Raw genomic sequence first — 16,378 nt, 5'->3', positions numbered from 1 at the left:
ATGTTGTCGGGCGTAGCGACGGAACCCGATCCGGGTGCCACCATCCTCTGGGTGGGGCAGGACCGCGAGGGGCACTGGCTGGTCCAGGAAAATCATGGGCGGATGGAGGGGCGGTTCGTGTCGCGCGCGGCGGCGTGGCAGTTCGCGCGCGCCGAGCGGCACGCCTTTCCCGGCGCGGAACTGGTCGAAGCGGACCAGCCGCTGGTCGCCAGCGTCTCCTTCGATCCCGTCGGGCCGGACGAATGCGCCCGGCGCCGGGCGGCGTGAGGGAGGGGGTGATGGAACTTGCCCATGCCTTCGCGCTCCCGGCCGCACCTGCCGAGCCGCCGCTCGCGGCGCGATTGCGCCACGCCCTGTGCGACGCCGCCGAACGGGTCGCGATGCAGGACCTGCGCTGGCCGATGGTCGCCGCTCGCCTGGAAGCGATGCGCGAAGAAGGGCGGCGCAGCATCCGCATCGTCGACGCCGCGTGCGGGGATGCCAGCCTGTTGCTGCTGGCCGTCCGCACCGCCCGCGCGCTGGGGTTCGTCGCGATCGAGGCGCGCGGCGTGGATCTCGACGGGGCGCTGCTCGCCCAGGCGCGGCGTGTTGCCGCGACGATCCGGGATGCCGCCATCGATCTGCGCTTCTATGTCGGCACCGCGGACGCGGCGATGCGCGACGAACTCGCCTTTCCCGCAGACATTCTCCTCTATGCGGCGGCGCCACAGGAGAGGGCGTCCTTGGTCTGGCTGGCGCGGAAGGCGGGCCGGCTCGCCCTGGCGGGGCTGCGTCCGGGAGCCCGCGCATGACTCGCCCCGGCGACCGATGGTGGCGCGCCGCCGGTGTCGCCCTGCTGATCGCGGGCGTGCTGGCGGGCGCGGCGAGCGACTTGGCCGCGGCGGACGGCACCGGCGTGCTGCTGCTTGGCTTCCCGATCGCCATGCTCGGCCTCGTGCTGGTGGTGCAGGGGCGGCGGGCGTCGCTGGCGATCCGCATCGAGTGCAGCCGGCACCGCCTGTTGCCCGAACGCCTCCAGGCGCGTCGTGCCGCGCGTCGTCGCGACCGTTGAGACGGCGCTTCCCCTCGCTTGAAAGAAATTACCATGGTCTTCGATCTGCGCGGCGGCCAACTGCATGCCGAGGCGGTGCCGCTGGCGGCGATCGCCGACGCGGTCGGCACGCCGACCTATGTCTATTCGGAAACCGCGCTGCGGACCGCGGCGGAGGCGTTCGCCGCCGCGCTGACGGATGTGCCCGCCAAGCAACTGATGTTCGCCATGAAGGCCAATCCCAATGCCATGGTCCTGCGGACGCTGGCCGGACTCGGCTTCGGTGCGGACATCGTCTCCGGCGGCGAACTGGCGCTGGCGCGTCGGGCAGGCCTCGCCCCCCAGGACATCGTCTATTCGGGCGTGGGCAAGACGCCCGCCGAACTCGCCGCGGCGCTGGGGGCGGGCATCGGCCGCTTCAACCTGGAACTGGAGCGCGAGGGGGAGGTGCTTTCCGCGCTTGCGCGCGCGCGGGGGCGGCGCGCGCCGGCACTGCTGCGCGTCAACCCGCATATCGATGCCCATACCCATGCCAAGATCAGCACGGCGCTGGCGGACAGCAAGTTCGGCATCGGCTATGGCGAAGCCGCCGCGATGTACGGCCGGCTGGCCGCCTTGCCGGGGCTCGATATGCACGGCATCGCCGTGCATATCGGCAGCCAGATTACCGATCTCGCGCCGCTGCGGGCCAGCTATCGTCGGATCGGCCAGCTGCTCGCGCGGCTCCGCGCCGAGGGGCACCGGATCACCCATGTCGACCTGGGCGGCGGGCTCGGCGTTTCCTACCGGGCGGGCGAGCCGGGGGCGGACGTCGCTGCCTATGGCACCATGGTGGCGCAGGAGACGCGCGACTGGGGCGTTACCCTGCTGTTCGAACCCGGCCGCTTCATCGCCGCGCGGGCGGGCGTGCTGCTGACCCGCGTGCTGTGGGTCAAGCCGGGCCAGCCCTATCCCTTCGTCGTCGTCGACGCGGCGATGAACGATCTCGCGCGGCCGGCGCTCTACGATGCCTGGCACGATTTCGCCGCAGTACAGCCGCGGCGCGACCGCTTCGTCGCCAATATCGTCGGGCCGGTGTGCGAAAGCGGGGATAGCTTCGCCCGTGCCCGGGTCGTCGACCGGGTGGAGGAAGGCGACCTTGCCGTATTCCACACCGCCGGTGCCTATGGTGCGGCGATGGCATCCACCTACAATGCGCGTGCGCTGGTGCCGGAGGTATGGGTCGAAGGCGATCGCTTCGCGGTGATCGCCGATCGCGTGCCGGCGGCCGACCTGCGGCCCCAGCGCCTGCCCGAATGGATCGCGTCGCGGGATCCGGCTGGTCCATCGCTTCCGGCGCTGATCCCGTGAACCGTGGGCGGCAAACGCCTCGGCGCGAACCATTTGCGCGGCCGGCAGCCAGGCAATAGGTGCAGCGGCATGAAGCGATCCCGCCTCGGCCTCGGCCTGCTTGCCGCCCTGCTCCCTGCGTCCCTGCCGGCCGCGCCGGTGCAGGACGAGGTCGACCCCGGCACGATCGATGTGCGCGATGCGATCGAGTGTCGCCTGGATGCGCCCAGCTATACCGCCTTCGCCATGGCGTTGAACGGCGAGGAGAAGCTTGCCGCCAAGCGGGGCTGGAAGCCGGTCAAATCGGCGAATTTCCTGCTTGCCGAATATGACCTGCCCGCGCCGATCGTGGTTGCCGGCGGATACAGCACGCGCCGCATCGCCTTCTCGGCGAGCGGCGTGGTGGCGGTGCTGGACCTGCCCGATCCGGCGGTCGTGGCGCGGCAGGTACAGGTCGAAAACGCGATGGCCGCCGAAGGGCTGCCGGAAGGCGCGGTGACGTTCCGCAAGTTCCTGGGCGAACGGGTGATCCGCGACGTCACCGATCCGGTGGACGGCGATCACTACCGGGCGCGGACGGTGATCGCGCGCAGCGTCTCGAACGCCACCACCCATCCCGGCAAGACGCTCTACGGCTGCTCGTATCGGATCGAGATGCTCGACAAGGACGGGAACCCGCTATGATCCTGCCGCTGATCGCGCTGCTGGCGGCGACACCGCAGGCCGAGCCGAGCACCGACATTTTCATCGGCACCATCGAGCGCGACGGCGACGCCATCGTCCTGCGCCGCTGCGATCTGGCCGAGAACCGCTACACGCTGGTCGACGCGGGGGGCGTGCAGGCAATGGCCAAGCTCCGCAAGGCCAAGCTTCCGGCCTATGGCGAGGTCGTCGCGCATGCGGTGGAGCAGGGCGACGGCGTGATCCTGCAGGTCGAACGTGTCGACAAGCTGACGCCGGGCAAGTCCTGTCATCTCGCGGACGTGCTGGGCAAGGCTGGCTAGCGCCGGGGCGTATCGTCTTCGCCTCCCGTCGCGCAAGGCGAACGGGCGTGGCACCACGCGCGGAAAAGGGGGGCAAGCCCGCAGACACGCGAACGGCCGCGTGTCTGCGGGCTCGGCCATGGCCTCACGCCTGCTGGAGCAGCCGTTCCTTGGCGATCTTCTCGCGCCACACCAGCGGGCCGGTGTGGTGGACGCTCTCGCCGGTCGCATCGACGGCGACCGTGACCGGCATGTCCTTCACGTCGAACTCGTAGATCGCTTCCATGCCGAGATCGGCGAAGCCGACAACCCGCGCGCCCTTGATCGCGCGGGCGACGAGATAGGCCGCGCCGCCCACCGCCATCAGATAGGCGGCCTTGTGGTTGCGGATCGCCTCGATCGCCACCGGACCACGCTCCGCCTTGCCGACCATCGCGATCAGGCCGGTCTGGGCCAGCATCATCTCGGTGAACTTGTCCATGCGGGTCGCGGTGGTGGGGCCGGCGGGGCCGACCACCTCGTCACGCACCGGATCGACCGGGCCGACATAATAGATCACCCGGCCCTTGAAATCGACCGGCAGTTCCTCGCCCTTGGCGAGCATGTCCTGGATGCGCTTGTGCGCGGCGTCGCGGCCGGTGAGCATCTTGCCGTTGAGCAGCAGGCGGTCGCCCGGCTTCCAGCTTGCCACCACCTCGGGGGTGAGCGTGTCGAGATCGACGCGGATCGATTCCTTCGACGGCGTCCATTCCACCTTCGGCCATTCGTCGAGGCTCGGCGGGTCGAGATAGACCGGGCCGCTGCCGTCGAGGCTGAAATGCGCGTGGCGGGTGGCGGCGCAGTTGGGGATCATCGCGATCGGCTTCGACGCCGCATGCGTAGGATAGTCGAGGATCTTCACGTCGAGGATCGTCGAGAGGCCGCCCAGGCCCTGCGCGCCGATGCCGAGCGCGTTGACCTTGTCGAAAATCTCGATGCGGAGCCGCTCGATATCGTTCTGGGGCCCCCGCTTCTTGAGCTGGGCCATGTCGATGTCCCCCATCAGCGACTGCTTGGCGAGCGTCACCGCCTTCTCGGCGGTGCCGCCGATGCCGATGCCGAGCATGCCCGGCGGGCACCATCCGGCGCCCATTTTCGGGACCATCTCGAGCACCCAGTCGACGATCGAGTCGCTCGGGTTGAGCATCGCGAACTTGGACTTGTTCTCCGAGCCGCCGCCCTTGGCCGCCAGCTCGACATGGACATGGTCGCCGGGCACCATCTCGACGTTGAGCACGCAAGGGGTATTGTCCTTGGTGTTGACGCGGCTGAACGCCGGATCGCGCAGGATCGAGGCACGCAGGCGGTTCTCCGGATGGAGATAGGCGCGGCGGACGCCTTCATCGACCACGTCCTGCAGCGAGCGCTCGCTGTTCAGCACGCACTTCTGGCCCCATTTGATGAAGACCGTGACGATGCCGGTGTCCTGGCAGATCGGGCGATGCCCCTCCGCGCACATGCGGCTGTTGGTCAGGATCTGCGCGATGGCGTCCTTGGCGGCGGGGGACTGCTCGGCTTCATAGGCGTCGCCCAGCGCGCGGATATAATCCATCGGGTGGTAATAGGAGATGTACTGGAGCGCGTCGGCGACGCTCTCGATCAGATCGGCTTCCTGGATGAGGACGGTCATGGATAGTGCCTGCGATGCTGTGTCGCCCAGGGCGGGCTCAAGGGGGCCTGTATCGCCCGAGGCGCCGCAGGACTAGTCGGGTCAGAAACGAAGCGCCTCGGCGGCGATGGCGGGCAGGGTGCCGAGCGCGGGGCGGGCATACCAATAGCCCTGGTGGTAGCGCACCCCCAGCGCGCGCAGCGTCGCCGCCTCGGCGGCGGTCTCGATTCCCTCGGCGATCAGCAGCGTGTCGAGCTCTGCACACATGCTCGCCACCGCGCGCACGATCGCCTGGCGGCGCGGATCGCTGTCGATCCCGCGGACCAGTTCCATGTCGAGCTTCACCTCGTCCGGCGCGAAGCGGGCGAAGCGATCGAGCCCCGAATGGCCGGCGCCGAAATCGTCGATCGCGACCTTGAAGCCGATCTGCTTGTAGGAATCGATGATCGTCGCGACGTGATCGGGCGAAGCCATCTGCTCGTTCTCGGTGAACTCGAAGATCAGCCGGTCGAGCGGCACGCCCTCGCGGCGGGCGGTCTGCAGCGTCAGCTGGATGCAGGCGACGGGCGAGTACACGGCGTTGGGCAGGAAGTTGATCGAGAGGCAGGCATCGGTTGCCATCAGCCCGGCGGCCATCGCGCTTTCGATGGCCTTGACCCGGCAAGCCTGGTCGAAGGCATAGCGGTTCTGGTCGTTTACCTGCGACAGCACGCCATGGGCGCCGGATCCGTCAGCGCCGCGGACCAGCGCCTCGAACGCGAAGGGATTGCCCGTCGTCGTATCGACGATCGGCTGGAAGGCCATGTCGAACGGGATGTCGAAATCGACGCCGTCGCGGCAGCCGGTGCAAATCTTCCGCATCTCCATCCACCTGCGGTTAGCGCCATTTCGATAAGATTTGGCGAACATCCCCGTTTGTGTCGGAAGTGGCAGCAAAAGCTATGCCTTTTGTATGTTGGCATCACGCAACAGCGCGCCGACCAGCGGATTGGGAAAGCGCCGGTCGAGCGTGACGGCGTAAAAGCTCTCATGCACCTGCGGCAGCTCCGCCAGTTCGGCGAGCATGCCGCTGGCCAGCTCGTCGCGCACGACGATGGGCGGCAGCACGGCGAGGCCGACGCCTTCGCGGGCGAGGAGGCGCATCAGCGCCATGTCGTCCACCTCGGCGGCGATCTGGGGACGCACGCCAAGCGTCGCAGCAAGCGCATCGAAGGCGGCGCGGACGCTGCTTTCCAGCGTCGGCAGCACCAGCGGCTGCGTGGCGAGCAGCGCGGCGAGGCCGGTGTCGCCAAGGATGCCGGGGCGCCCGATCAGGCTCACCCGCTGCTCGGCGATCTTGTGCGACAGATAGGGGGTCATCGCATCGCGCGCAGGGGGGCGGTTGGCGAGCACCACGTCGAGCTGCAGGCTCGCCAGCGCCTGCATCAGCTCCGCAGCACTGCCCGAGCGCAGCACCAGCTCGACATCGGCGCGGTGCAGGAGCGGCTGGACGAAGCCGATCTGGAAGTTGCGCGAGAGCGTCGCCAGCGCGCCGATCCGCACCGCCTGGCGCGCGCGGCCGGTCTCGCGCAGCACGTCGAGCAACTCGTCGCCGGTGGCGAAGATCGCGTCGGCATGGTCGAGCGCGATGCGGCCGGCTTCGGTAAGCACCAGCCGGCGCCCCTCGCGTTCGAACAGCGCATGGCCCAGCCGCTCCTCCAGCTTGCGGATCTGGGTGGAGAGCGCGGACTGCGAAACCGCCATGCGATCGGCGGTGCGGGTGAGGTTCCCGTCATGCGCCACCGCCCAGAAATAGCGGAGATGGTTGTAGTTCAGCTCGCGCATGATGGTTCTCTAAAAGCGAACGATATGCGCCATACAATGAATTTTATATGATCGTTGCGCAAGCCTAACGCTCCTTCCACGAAAACACAGGAGATTGGGTGTGAGCATGTGGTGGTTGGCGAATGCCGGGCCGGCGCTTCTCGCCGCAGCGGCGCTCGCGGCGGGCAGCGGGCGGCAATTCCGGCCGGGATGGACGCTGCGGGTCGTACCGCTGGCGGCGCTGCTGGCGCTGATGGCCGCGGGTGCGATGACGGGCTGGGTCGCATGGGCAGGGCCGCGCACGCTTGCTCTGTCCGGCGCCGAGGCGCTGGTCGCGACGCGGTTGGACGTGGTGAGCGTTACTATGCTGCTGCTGGTCAGCTTTGTCGGCTGGGTCGTGGTGCGCTTCGCCGCGACCTATCTCGACGGCGAGGCGCGGCAGGGCAGCTTCATGGCGTGGCTGGCGGTGACGCTGGCCAGCGTGATGCTGCTGGTAACCGCGGGCACACTGCCGCAGCTGGTGTTCGCCTGGATCGCGACCGGCCAGGGCCTGCGCCGCCTGCTGCTCTTCTACCCCAAGCGGGCGGCCGCCCGCCGCGCCGCCCGCAAGAAGGCGCTGAGCACCGGGCTTGCCGATGTGCTGCTGATCGGCTCGGCCGTGCTGCTCTGGCGCGCGACCGGCACGACCGACATCGCCCAGCTGCTTGCGGCGGCCCGCGCCGGCACCGCGCCGGAAGCGATGGCGCTGGCCGCCTGGGGACTTGCGATCGCCGCGATGCTCAAGTCCGCGCAATTCCCGCTCCATGGCTGGCTGACCGAAGTGATGGAAGCGCCGACCCCGGTCTCCGCGCTGCTCCATGCAGGGGTGATCAATGCCGGCGGCTTCCTGCTGATCCGGCTGGCCGACGTGATGTTCGCCTCGCCCGCGGCGCTGGCGCTGCTCGCGGTGCTGGGCGGCTTTACCGCGCTGTTCGGGAGCCTGGTGCTGCCCACCCAGCCGGCGATCAAGACCCAGCTCGCCTGGTCCACCGTCGCGCAGATGGGGTTCATGATCATGCAGTGCGGCCTTGGGCTGTTCTACCTCGCGCTGCTCCACATCGTCGCCCACTCGCTCTACAAGGCGCATGCCTTCCTCTCGTCGGGCGGCGCGGTCGAGCGGATCGCGGCGGCCCGCCGGCTGGGGCCGGTCGCCAAGCCCGACGGGACGGCCGTCGCCCTGGCGATGCTGGGCGCGGCGATCCTCTACGGCGCGCTCGCGATCGGGTTCGGTGCCTGGCACAAGCCGCCCCAGGCGGTGGCGCTCGGCGCGATCCTGGTCTTCGGCGTCGCCTATCTGATCGTGCAGGGCATGAGCCCGACGGCGCCGCGGCCGCTGCTCCAGCGCACGCTCGGCTTTTCGATCCTCGCGACCACGGCCTATTTCCTGCTGCACGGCGTGGCCGAGCGGCTGACCGCCGGCACGCTGCCTGCCGTGCCCGCGCCCGGGCCGTTCCAATGGGTGCTGCTGGCGATCGCGCTGCTCGCCTTTGGCGGGATCGCGGTGGCGCAGGCGATGCTGCCGCTGTGGTGCGACCATCCCGCGGCGCAGCGGCTGCGCACCCATCTCAGCCACGGTTTCTACATCAACGCGCTGCTCGATCGGGTGATCGGCGGCCGGGTTCTCGGAAAGGCTTGATCCCATGTATCGCACGACCGACCCGCAATCGCACGGCCTCCAGCCCAGCTATGTCGGGCTGCTGCTCGACGCCGCCGAGCAGGCCGCCCGCGGCATTCCGCCGCTCTGGCCGCTGGCGACCAGCGTCGCGGTGAACCCCTTCCTCGGCCATACCGGCCGTAGCCTTGCCCGGGCATCGGCCTGGCTGGCGCGCAGCGGCGGCGCCAAGGCGACGATGCCGCGCAGCTGGTACCGGGCGCGGATCGCCGAAAGCGCGATCTACGAGGCGGATCTGTATACCGCCTGGACCGCGACCCCCGCCGCCGAGCGGCCCGACCGCTTCGAGACCTTCCTGATGACGATCGGCGAGGACGACGCCGAGGCCGCGGTGCATCCGACGATCGCGGAACTGGCGGCGGTGTCCGGCGGGGTCGACTGGCCTTCGGTCGTGGCCGATCAGATCGGCGGCTGGGCGGGCAGCTATTTCGATGCCGGCCAGGCGCTGTGGGCCGCGCCGCAGCAGGGCGGCGCCTTTGCCAGCTGGCGGCAGCAGGCGATCCTCGATCGCACGCCGGAGATTTTCGGCCTCGCCGGCTTCCGCGCCTTCGTCGCCGATGCGCCGGAGACGGCCAGCGACACCATCGCGGTCTGCGCCGCCCGGCTGGGGCTGCGGGCCGAGGCGGCCGCACGCTATTTCGAGCGGCTGCTGATGAGCCTGGGCGGCTGGGCGCAGTTCGCCCGCTACCGCCGCTTCCAGGCGGAGCTGGCGAGCGGCGCCGACGATACGCTGGTCGAGCTGCTCGCGGTGCGCCTGCTCTGGGACGTCGCGCTGTGGGAACTGCGTGGCGCGGACCTGCGCCGGCGCTGGGCGCTGGCGGGGCAGGACTATGCCACCCCCGCTCGGCCGGACCGCGATGCGTGCATCGACGCGATCCTGCAGCACGCCGCCGAGATTGCCGAGCAGCGCCGGCTGGCGGATCGCCTGCACGCGCCGCTCGCCCCGGCCGCAGAGGCAGTGGCCCCGCTCGCCGACATGGCCTTCTGCATCGACGTCCGCTCGGAGCCGCTCCGCGCCGCGATCGAGCGGGCGGCGCCGGGCATCCGCACGAGGGGCTTTGCCGGCTTCTTCGGCGTCGGCACCGCGCATCGGCCGCATGCCGCGTGCGACGGCGAGGCGCGGCTGCCGGTGTTGCTGCGGCCGGGCCTGACCAGCGACGATGGCGGGGACCCGCACCTCGAGGCGCTCGACCATGCCAATGCCCGCGGCGACCGCGCCTGGGGCCGGTTCAAGCAGGCGGCGGTCTCGTCCTTCGCCTTCGTGGAATCGGCCGGGTTCGTCTATGGTGCCAAGTTGCTCAAGGGCGCGCTGGGGCTGGTCGCGCCGAAGCAGGCCAAGGGCAAGCCCCGCTTCAACCCGCCGCTGCCGCAGAAGGACGCCGTGGACGCGGCGGAGCGGATCCTGCGCGCCATGTCGCTGACCAGCGACTTCGCACCGCTGCTGATCCTGGTGGGACATGGCGCCGGGGTGACCAACAACCTTCACGCCAGCGCGCTCCAGTGCGGGGCGTGCGGCGGCCATGCCGGGGATGTGAATGCGCGGCTGCTCGCCGGGCTGCTCAACGATCCCGTCGTCCGCAAGGGGCTGGCGGGGCGGGGAATCGAGCTGCCCGCCGAGACGGTGGTGATCGGCGGCCTGCACGACACAACCAGCGACCGCATCCACCTGTTCACCGGCGATGTCGCGGTCCCGGCAGCCTTGCTGTCGCCGGTGGAGCAGGCGCTGGCCCGCGCCTCGGTGGAGGCGGCGATCGCCCGTGCCGCGCGGCTGCCGCGGGCCGAGGGCGCGAAGCAGATCGCGGCGCGCGGACGCGACTGGGCCGAGGTGCGGCCCGAATGGGGCCTTGCCGGATGCAGCGCCTTCATCGCAGCGCCGCGCGCGCGGACGGCGGGTCGGTCGCTGGGCGGCCGCGCGTTCCTTCACGACTATGACTGGCGGGCCGATGCCGACCTGTCGGTACTGGAGCTGATCCTCACCGCCCCGGTGGTGGTCGCCAGCTGGATCAGCCTGCAATATTACGGGTCCAGCGTGGCCCCGGAGGTGTTCGGCGCGGGCAACAAGCTGCTCCACAATGCAGTTGGCGGGATCGGCGTGCTCGAAGGCAATGGCGGCATGCTGCGCGGCGGCCTGCCCTTGCAGTCGGTGCATGACGGCACGCGGCTGGTCCATGATCCGCTGCGCCTGACCGTGGTCGTAGAGGCGCCGACCGAGGCGATCGACACGATCCTGGCCCGACAGGACGGCGTCCGCGCGCTATTCGACAACCACTGGCTGCATTTGCTCGCCATCGACGAAGCGGGGCGGATCGCGTCGCGCTATGCCGGCGGCCTGAACTGGGTGCCGTTCGCCGATGCGGAGGAGGTCGCATGAGGATCGAGGCAAGGCCCTTGCCGCGCACCCAGCGCGAGCCGGAGGTGGAAATCGCCGCGATCGAGCATCGCATCGCCTGGGTGCTGGCGCACCCGGGCACCAGCCCCTGGCTGCGCGCGGCGCTGGAAGCCGCCTTGGCCGGGGATCCGGTCGAGATTGCCAACGATGTCGAGATGCTGCGCCATCTTCTGCTTCCGCGCAGCACCGCGCATGCGATCCTCGCAGCGGCGTCGCGATGAGGAAAAGGCCTTAGGCGAAGCCGTAACATTCGTGCTTTAGTATACCGTTATATGGATCTGAAGACATCGTCCGGCTTCGAGCAACAGGTGAGCCTGCGCCAGCTACGCTATCTGGTAGCGCTGGGCGGGGAAGGAAGCTTCACCCGCGCGGCGGCGCTGTGCGGCGTCAGCCAGCCCTCGCTGTCGCAGGCGATCCGCCAGCTCGAGGAGGCACTGGGCGCGCCGCTGGTGGAGCGGGGCGCGCGGGCCTTCCTAACCCCACTGGGCCGTGAAGTCGCCGAGCGGGCACGGCGCATCCTGCTCGAGGTGCGCGATCTGGGCGAGCTGGTCGGCGCCGGAGACGCGGCGCTGCTCGGCACGATCCGGCTGGGGGTGACGCCGACGGTGGGCGCCTATCTGCTGCCGCGGCTCGTCGCCCGGCTGCACCAGCAGTTCCAGGACCTGCGCGTCCATGTCCGCGAAAATCCGCCGGCGCAACTGGTGGAGGGGCTGGTCGCCGGCGCGTTCGACGTGATCCTCGCGCAGCTCCCGCTTGCCGCCCCCTGCGCCCATGTCGAGCGGCTGTTCCGCGAGCCGCTCCACCTCGCCATGTCCGCCGACCATCCCCTGGCATCGCGCGAGACAATCGGCCGCGACGATCTGGCGGGACAGGATCTGCTGACCTTGCAGCGCGGCTACCGCCTCGCCGAACAGACCATCGCCATCGCCGAGGAGGCAGGCGCGCGGGTGCGCGACGACTATGAGGGCACCAGCCTCGATGCGATCCGACAGATGGCGGGCATGGGCATGGGGCTGGCGGTGCTGCCCGAGCTCTATGTGCGGCAGGAGATCCGGCCCGGCGACGACGTGGTCGCGCGACCGTTCCGCGCCGGGCGCCATTATCGCGAGCTCGGCTTGGTGTGGCGCAGCGGCGTGGCGCGGGCGGCGACCTATCAGCGGCTGGCGGGGGAACTGGTCGCCTGTGTCGAGGACATAGGAATATCCTATCGGTGATATAGCTGCGGCGTCATTGTGCTTATGACGCGGCGCGCGCACTTCACCGGTCGTGAAGGGAGATGACGTAGCGATGGCGAAACAGAAGATCGGCTGGGCGCAGGTGCGCGCGTGGCTGGGCGAGGTGATCGGGCCCGATGGCGGCTATCTGCGGCTGGCGATGGTCTATGGCATCGCCATCAGCCTGTTGTCGCTGGCCACGCCGATTTCGGTGCAGCTGCTGATCAACAGCGTCGCCAAGATCGCGCTGCCCGCGCCGCTGATCACGCTCTCGGCGCTGTTGTTCACGCTGCTGCTGATCGTGGTGATCCTCAGCGCGCTGCGCGTCCACATCATGGCGCTGTTCGAGCGGCGGCTGTTCGCGCGGACCGTTGCGGAGATCACCATCCGCGCGGTCCATGCCCGCAACCCGTTCTTCGCCGACGCCCGCCGCGTCGACCTGTTCAATCGCTATTTCGACCTGATGACGGTGCAGAAGAGCGTGCCGAGCCTCGTGATCGGCGGCTTCACCATCCTGCTCCAGTCGGTGGTCGGGCTGGTGGTGACGAGTTTCTACCACCCGTTCTTCCTGGCCTTCAACGTGATCCTGATCGCGCTGGTCTGGCTGATCTGGCAGCTCTGGTCGCCCGGCGCGATCCGCTCCGCCGTGGCGCTCAGCCATGCCAAGCATGATGCCGCGCGCTGGCTGGAGGGGCTGGGCACCTCGAACGGCTTCTACAAGTCCAGCCGCCATCTTGATTTCGCGATGGACGGGTCGGAGGCGATGACTGCCGCCTATGTCGAGGCGCATCGCCGCCACTTCCGCTACAGCTTCACCCAGACCTGCGCCTATCTGCTGCTCTACGCCAGCGCCAGCGCCGCGCTGCTCGCGATGGGCGGCTGGCTGATCCTGCAGGGGCAGCTGTCGATCGGCCAGCTGGTCGCGGCCGAGCTGATCCTGTCGGGCGTGTTCTACGGCCTCGGCCAGCTCGGCAATTATCTCGACGCCTTTTACGACATGGTCGCCGCCGCCGAGGAAGTCTCGCTGCTCTACGCCATCCCGCACGAGACGCATGCCCGCAGCAGCGAGGCGCCCGGCAGCGGCGAGGTGCGCCTGCGCGAAGTCGAGGCCGGCGACGCCCGCATCGACCTGACCATTCCTGCGGGTGCCCAGCTGGTCGCGGTCGGCGCACCCACGATGGACAGCCGCCTCGCGCTGCTGCTCAAGCGCAACACCCAGCCCGATCGCGGGCTGGTGATGGTGGGCGGCGTCGATCTGGAGGCGCTGGACGTCTATCGCCTGCGCTCCGACGTGATCGTGCTCGACCGGCCGACGATCGTCGAGATCAGCATCCGCGACTATCTGGGACTGGCCGGCGCGGGGATCCCTGCCGGCAAGGTGCTGGATGCGCTTGCGCTGGTCGGGCTCGATGCCCGCATCGGCCAGCTGCCGGAGGGGCTCGATACCCCGCTCGCCGCCTCGGGCTATCCCTTGTCGATCGGAGAACTGATGGCGCTCAAGCTCGCCAACGCGCTGCTCGCCCGGCCCCGGGTGCTGTTGCTGAGCACTCTTTACGACCTGATGCCGCCCGAGCGGCTGACCGCCGCGCTGGATGCCCTGCGCGCGGCCGGCACCACCGTGCTGCTGTTCACCGGCCGTCCCGAGGCGATCCGCCGCGACGGCTATTTGTGGCTGGGCCGCACCGCCCAGACCCGCTTCGAGACGCTCGACCAGCTCCACGCCGCGCTCGCCGATCTGGAGGCCCGCAATGCCCTTTAAGCCGGACCATATCGGCCACTTTCCGACGCTCGCCGCGATGCGCCCGCCGCGCATCGCCCGGGTGATCGCCTGGATGATCGTGATCGTCGTGGCGCTCGCCGCGGTGGCGATGGTCTATGTCCCCTGGGTGCAGACCGCGCCTGGGCTCGGCAAGGTCGTCGCGCTCGATCCGCACGACCGGGTGCAATCGGTCACCGCACTGGTGCCGGGCCGGGTCGAGCGCTGGTTCGTCCATGACGGGCAGGCGGTGAAAAAGGGCGATCCGATCGCCAAGGTGTCGGACAACGATCCCGAGCTGCTCGCCCGCCTCGCCGCCGAGCGTGACCAGGTGCTGGCCGAGATCGCCTCGGTCCAGAGCGCTCGGGCCACCGCCTCGATCGACGTGAACCGCGCGCGGACGCTGTTCAACGAAGGACTGGCCTCCCGCCGCGACTATGAGCAGGCGCAGATCCGCGTCGCCGATCAGGGCGCCAAGCTCGCGGAATCGCGCGCCAAGCTCAACCGGATCGAGGTGTCGCTCAATCGCCAGTCGGTGCAGATCGTTACCGCGCCGCGCGACGGCCGCATCCAGACGATCAACGCTGCCGCGGGCGCAACGCTGGTCAGCGCCGGCACCGAACTCGCGACCTTGGCGCCCGAGGGCGGCACCGAGCGGGTCGTCGAGCTGATGGTCGACGGCCGCGACATCGCGCTTGTCCGTCAGGGTCGCCGCGTGCGCCTGGAGTTCGAGGGCTGGCCCGCGATCCAGCTGAGCGGCTGGCCTTCCATGGCCTGGGGCCTGTTCGACGGCCGCGTCCGGTCGATCGACCCTTCCGCCATGCCCGACGGGCTGTTCCGGGTGCTGATCGAGCCGATGCCGGGCACCCCGGCCTGGCCGAACGACCGCTTCGTCCGCCTCGGCGCCAAGGTGCGCGGCTGGGTGCAGGGCGAGACCGTGCCGGTCGGCTATGAACTCTGGCGCCAGCTCAACGACTTCCCGCTCGAATTCGGCGCCGCCTCGAGCAAGGACGAGGACAAGGGCATGGACGTCTACAAGAAGAAAAAGAAATGATCCGGAAGCTGCTCGCGCTTTGTGCCCTGGTCTTCGCCGTGCCCGCCGCGGCGCAGGGACCGCTCACCCTCGATCAGGTGCTGCGCTCCTCGGCGCAGAACGCCCCCCAGATCATCGAGGCGCTGGCCAAGCAGCGCCAGGCCGAGGGCAAGGCGCTGAGCGCCGAGGGCGCGTTCGACGTGGTGTTCGACGTCGATGCCCAGGCCCGGCCCTTCGGCTATTATGACGGCTCGGTGATCGAGGCGAAGGCCAGCCGCGCGCTCGATAACAATGGCGGCGGACTGTACGCTGGGTACCGCGTTTCGCGGGGCAAGTTCCCGGTCTATGAGGACAAGGCTTACACCAACCAGCTCGGCGAGTTCAAAGTCGGCGCGATCTTCTCGCTGTTGCGCGACCGGGTGACCGACGAGCGCCGCACCAAGCTGCGTCTCGCCGATCAGGATGTCGACATCGCCCGGCTGGATCGCGAAATGGTCGCGATCGGCGTGCAGCGCCGCGCGATGAGCGCCTATCAGGCCTGGGCGATCGCTGGGCTGCGGCTCAAGGCCTATCGCGATCTGCTGGCGCTTTCCGAGAAGCGGCGGTCGCAACTTGCGCGGCAGGTGCAGCTCGGCGCGCGGCCCGAGATTCTGATTACCGAGAACGACCAGAATCTCGCCCGCCGCCGCTCGCTGGTGGCGCAGGCCGAGCAGAAGCTGGCGGAAGCCGCGAACGCGCTGTCCTTCTTCTGGCGCGATCCGAACGGCGTGCCGCTGGTGCCTGCGGTCGAGCAACTGCCCGAAGCGCTGCCCGAACTTGCCATCGCGCCGCGCAAGGCCGGGCCCGTTCTCCGCCCGGACCTCAAGACCGTGTTGGTGCGGATCGATCAGTCGCTCGCCCGGCTGAATCTGGCCGAGAACGACCTGAAGCCGCGCCTCGATGCGCGCGCGGAACTGGGCAAGGATGTCGGCGCGGTCGGGCTGGGCGGTCCGTCGCGCACCCCGGCCGAAGCGATGGTGGGGATCAAGTTCTCGGTGCCGCTCGAGCGTCGTTCGGCCAAAGGCCGCATCGCCGAGGCGCGGGCCGAGATCGACGGCCTGCGCACCCGCCACCGCATGCTGGAGGAGCAGATCGCGATCGAGGTGAAGGGTATCGCGATCGGCATCGAGGGCGCCGATAAGGTCGCCGATCTCGCGGCGCAGGAAGCAGCGCTGGCCGGCAAGATGGCGGCGGCCGAACAGCGCCGCTTCGACATGGGCGCCAGCGACTTCTTTCTGATCAACCAGCGCGAGGAAAGTGCGACCGACGCCCGGCTGCGCGCGCTGGATGCCCGCTACCAGGCGCTGGTGGCGCGTGCGGATCTGGCGGCGGCGACCGCGGATCGGAGCGTGCTCGGGCTCTGACTGCCCCGGCGCACGCATTTTGCCGGAGGAGGGTGCGGGAATGTTACGGCGGCGACGTCATGTTGCTGAAGCGTTAACG

The 16,378-nt window shown here is 69.6% G+C and carries 16 protein-coding genes; 13 read left to right on the top strand and 3 right to left on the bottom strand.

Annotation, left to right across the window (positions count from 1 at the left end; genetic code table 11):
- The 6 genes from QZ814_RS10780 to QZ814_RS10755 all read left to right on the top strand — a co-directional run bounded on the left by QZ814_RS10780 (position 1) and on the right by QZ814_RS10755 (position 3,363).
- A complete protein-coding gene (locus QZ814_RS10780) occupies positions 1-267 on the top strand; it encodes a hypothetical protein (protein ID WP_294331842.1) in 267 nt (88 codons plus the stop codon).
- A gap of 11 nt (positions 268-278) precedes the next feature.
- Positions 279-791, top strand: coding sequence for an SAM-dependent methyltransferase (locus tag QZ814_RS10775; protein ID WP_294331839.1), 513 nt, complete (start codon positions 279-281; stop codon positions 789-791).
- The gene (locus tag QZ814_RS10770) at positions 788-1,051 is read left to right on the top strand and encodes a hypothetical protein (protein ID WP_294331836.1); all 264 of its coding nucleotides are present in this window, start codon (positions 788-790) and stop codon (positions 1,049-1,051) included. Before QZ814_RS10775 ends, QZ814_RS10770 begins: the two co-directional genes overlap by 4 nt.
- Positions 1,052-1,084: 33 nt before the next feature.
- The gene (gene lysA / locus QZ814_RS10765; RefSeq protein ID WP_294331833.1) at positions 1,085-2,380 is read left to right on the top strand and encodes a diaminopimelate decarboxylase; all 1,296 of its coding nucleotides are present in this window, start codon (positions 1,085-1,087) and stop codon (positions 2,378-2,380) included.
- Positions 2,381-2,449: 69 nt separating this feature from the next.
- Positions 2,450-3,043, top strand: coding sequence for a hypothetical protein (locus QZ814_RS10760; protein WP_294331831.1), 594 nt, complete (start codon positions 2,450-2,452; stop codon positions 3,041-3,043).
- On the top strand, positions 3,040-3,363 hold the full coding sequence (locus QZ814_RS10755) for a hypothetical protein (RefSeq protein ID WP_294331828.1): 324 nt from the start codon (positions 3,040-3,042) through the stop codon (positions 3,361-3,363). Before QZ814_RS10760 ends, QZ814_RS10755 begins: the two co-directional genes overlap by 4 nt.
- Positions 3,364-3,487: 124 nt before the next feature.
- Here the strand turns inward: QZ814_RS10755 and QZ814_RS10750 are convergent, their stop codons facing one another.
- The 3 genes from QZ814_RS10750 to QZ814_RS10740 all read right to left on the bottom strand — a co-directional run bounded on the left by QZ814_RS10750 (position 3,488) and on the right by QZ814_RS10740 (position 6,814).
- Positions 3,488-5,011, bottom strand: a complete 1,524-nt coding sequence (locus QZ814_RS10750) for a fumarate hydratase (protein WP_294331827.1) — start codon at positions 5,009-5,011, stop codon at positions 3,488-3,490.
- Positions 5,012-5,092: 81 nt separating this feature from the next.
- The gene (locus tag QZ814_RS10745) at positions 5,093-5,851 is read right to left on the bottom strand and encodes an EAL domain-containing protein (protein WP_294331824.1); all 759 of its coding nucleotides are present in this window, start codon (positions 5,849-5,851) and stop codon (positions 5,093-5,095) included.
- 78 nt (positions 5,852-5,929) lie between these two features.
- On the bottom strand, positions 5,930-6,814 hold the full coding sequence (locus QZ814_RS10740; RefSeq protein WP_294331821.1) for a LysR family transcriptional regulator: 885 nt from the start codon (positions 6,812-6,814) through the stop codon (positions 5,930-5,932).
- 106 nt (positions 6,815-6,920) lie between these two features.
- Between QZ814_RS10740 and QZ814_RS10735 the strand changes: the two genes are divergently transcribed.
- The 7 genes from QZ814_RS10735 (at position 6,921) to QZ814_RS10705 (ending at position 16,299) form a co-directional block, all read left to right on the top strand.
- Positions 6,921-8,468, top strand: coding sequence for a proton-conducting transporter membrane subunit (locus tag QZ814_RS10735; protein WP_294332594.1), 1,548 nt, complete (start codon positions 6,921-6,923; stop codon positions 8,466-8,468).
- A 4-nt stretch (positions 8,469-8,472) separates the two neighbouring features.
- Positions 8,473-10,875: a DUF2309 domain-containing protein gene (locus QZ814_RS10730; protein ID WP_294331819.1), complete on the top strand. Its 2,403-nt coding sequence runs from the start codon at positions 8,473-8,475 to the stop codon at positions 10,873-10,875.
- Positions 10,872-11,114, top strand: a complete 243-nt coding sequence (locus tag QZ814_RS10725) for a hypothetical protein (protein ID WP_294331816.1) — start codon at positions 10,872-10,874, stop codon at positions 11,112-11,114. Before QZ814_RS10730 ends, QZ814_RS10725 begins: the two co-directional genes overlap by 4 nt.
- A gap of 51 nt (positions 11,115-11,165) precedes the next feature.
- Positions 11,166-12,107 carry a hydrogen peroxide-inducible genes activator gene (locus QZ814_RS10720; protein WP_294331813.1) on the top strand — a complete coding sequence of 314 codons (942 nt, stop codon included), beginning with the start codon at positions 11,166-11,168 and terminating at the stop codon, positions 12,105-12,107.
- Between the two features lie 73 nt (positions 12,108-12,180).
- Complete coding sequence (locus QZ814_RS10715; protein WP_294331810.1) at positions 12,181-13,866, top strand: ABC transporter ATP-binding protein; 1,686 nt, start codon at positions 12,181-12,183, stop codon at positions 13,864-13,866.
- Entirely contained in the window at positions 13,856-14,917 is a 1,062-nt protein-coding gene (locus tag QZ814_RS10710; RefSeq protein ID WP_294331808.1) for an HlyD family efflux transporter periplasmic adaptor subunit, read from the top strand. Before QZ814_RS10715 ends, QZ814_RS10710 begins: the two co-directional genes overlap by 11 nt.
- Positions 14,914-16,299, top strand: a complete 1,386-nt coding sequence (locus QZ814_RS10705; protein ID WP_294331805.1) for a TolC family protein — start codon at positions 14,914-14,916, stop codon at positions 16,297-16,299. Before QZ814_RS10710 ends, QZ814_RS10705 begins: the two co-directional genes overlap by 4 nt.
- Positions 16,300-16,378 lie beyond the last annotated feature (79 nt).

Origin of the sequence: uncultured Sphingomonas sp. (assembly GCF_913777625.1) — a bacterium.
GTDB lineage: Bacteria > Pseudomonadota > Alphaproteobacteria > Sphingomonadales > Sphingomonadaceae > Sphingomonas.
The sequence above is the reverse complement of the archived record's forward strand: the minus strand, read 5'-3'. Positions and strand labels throughout refer to the sequence as shown.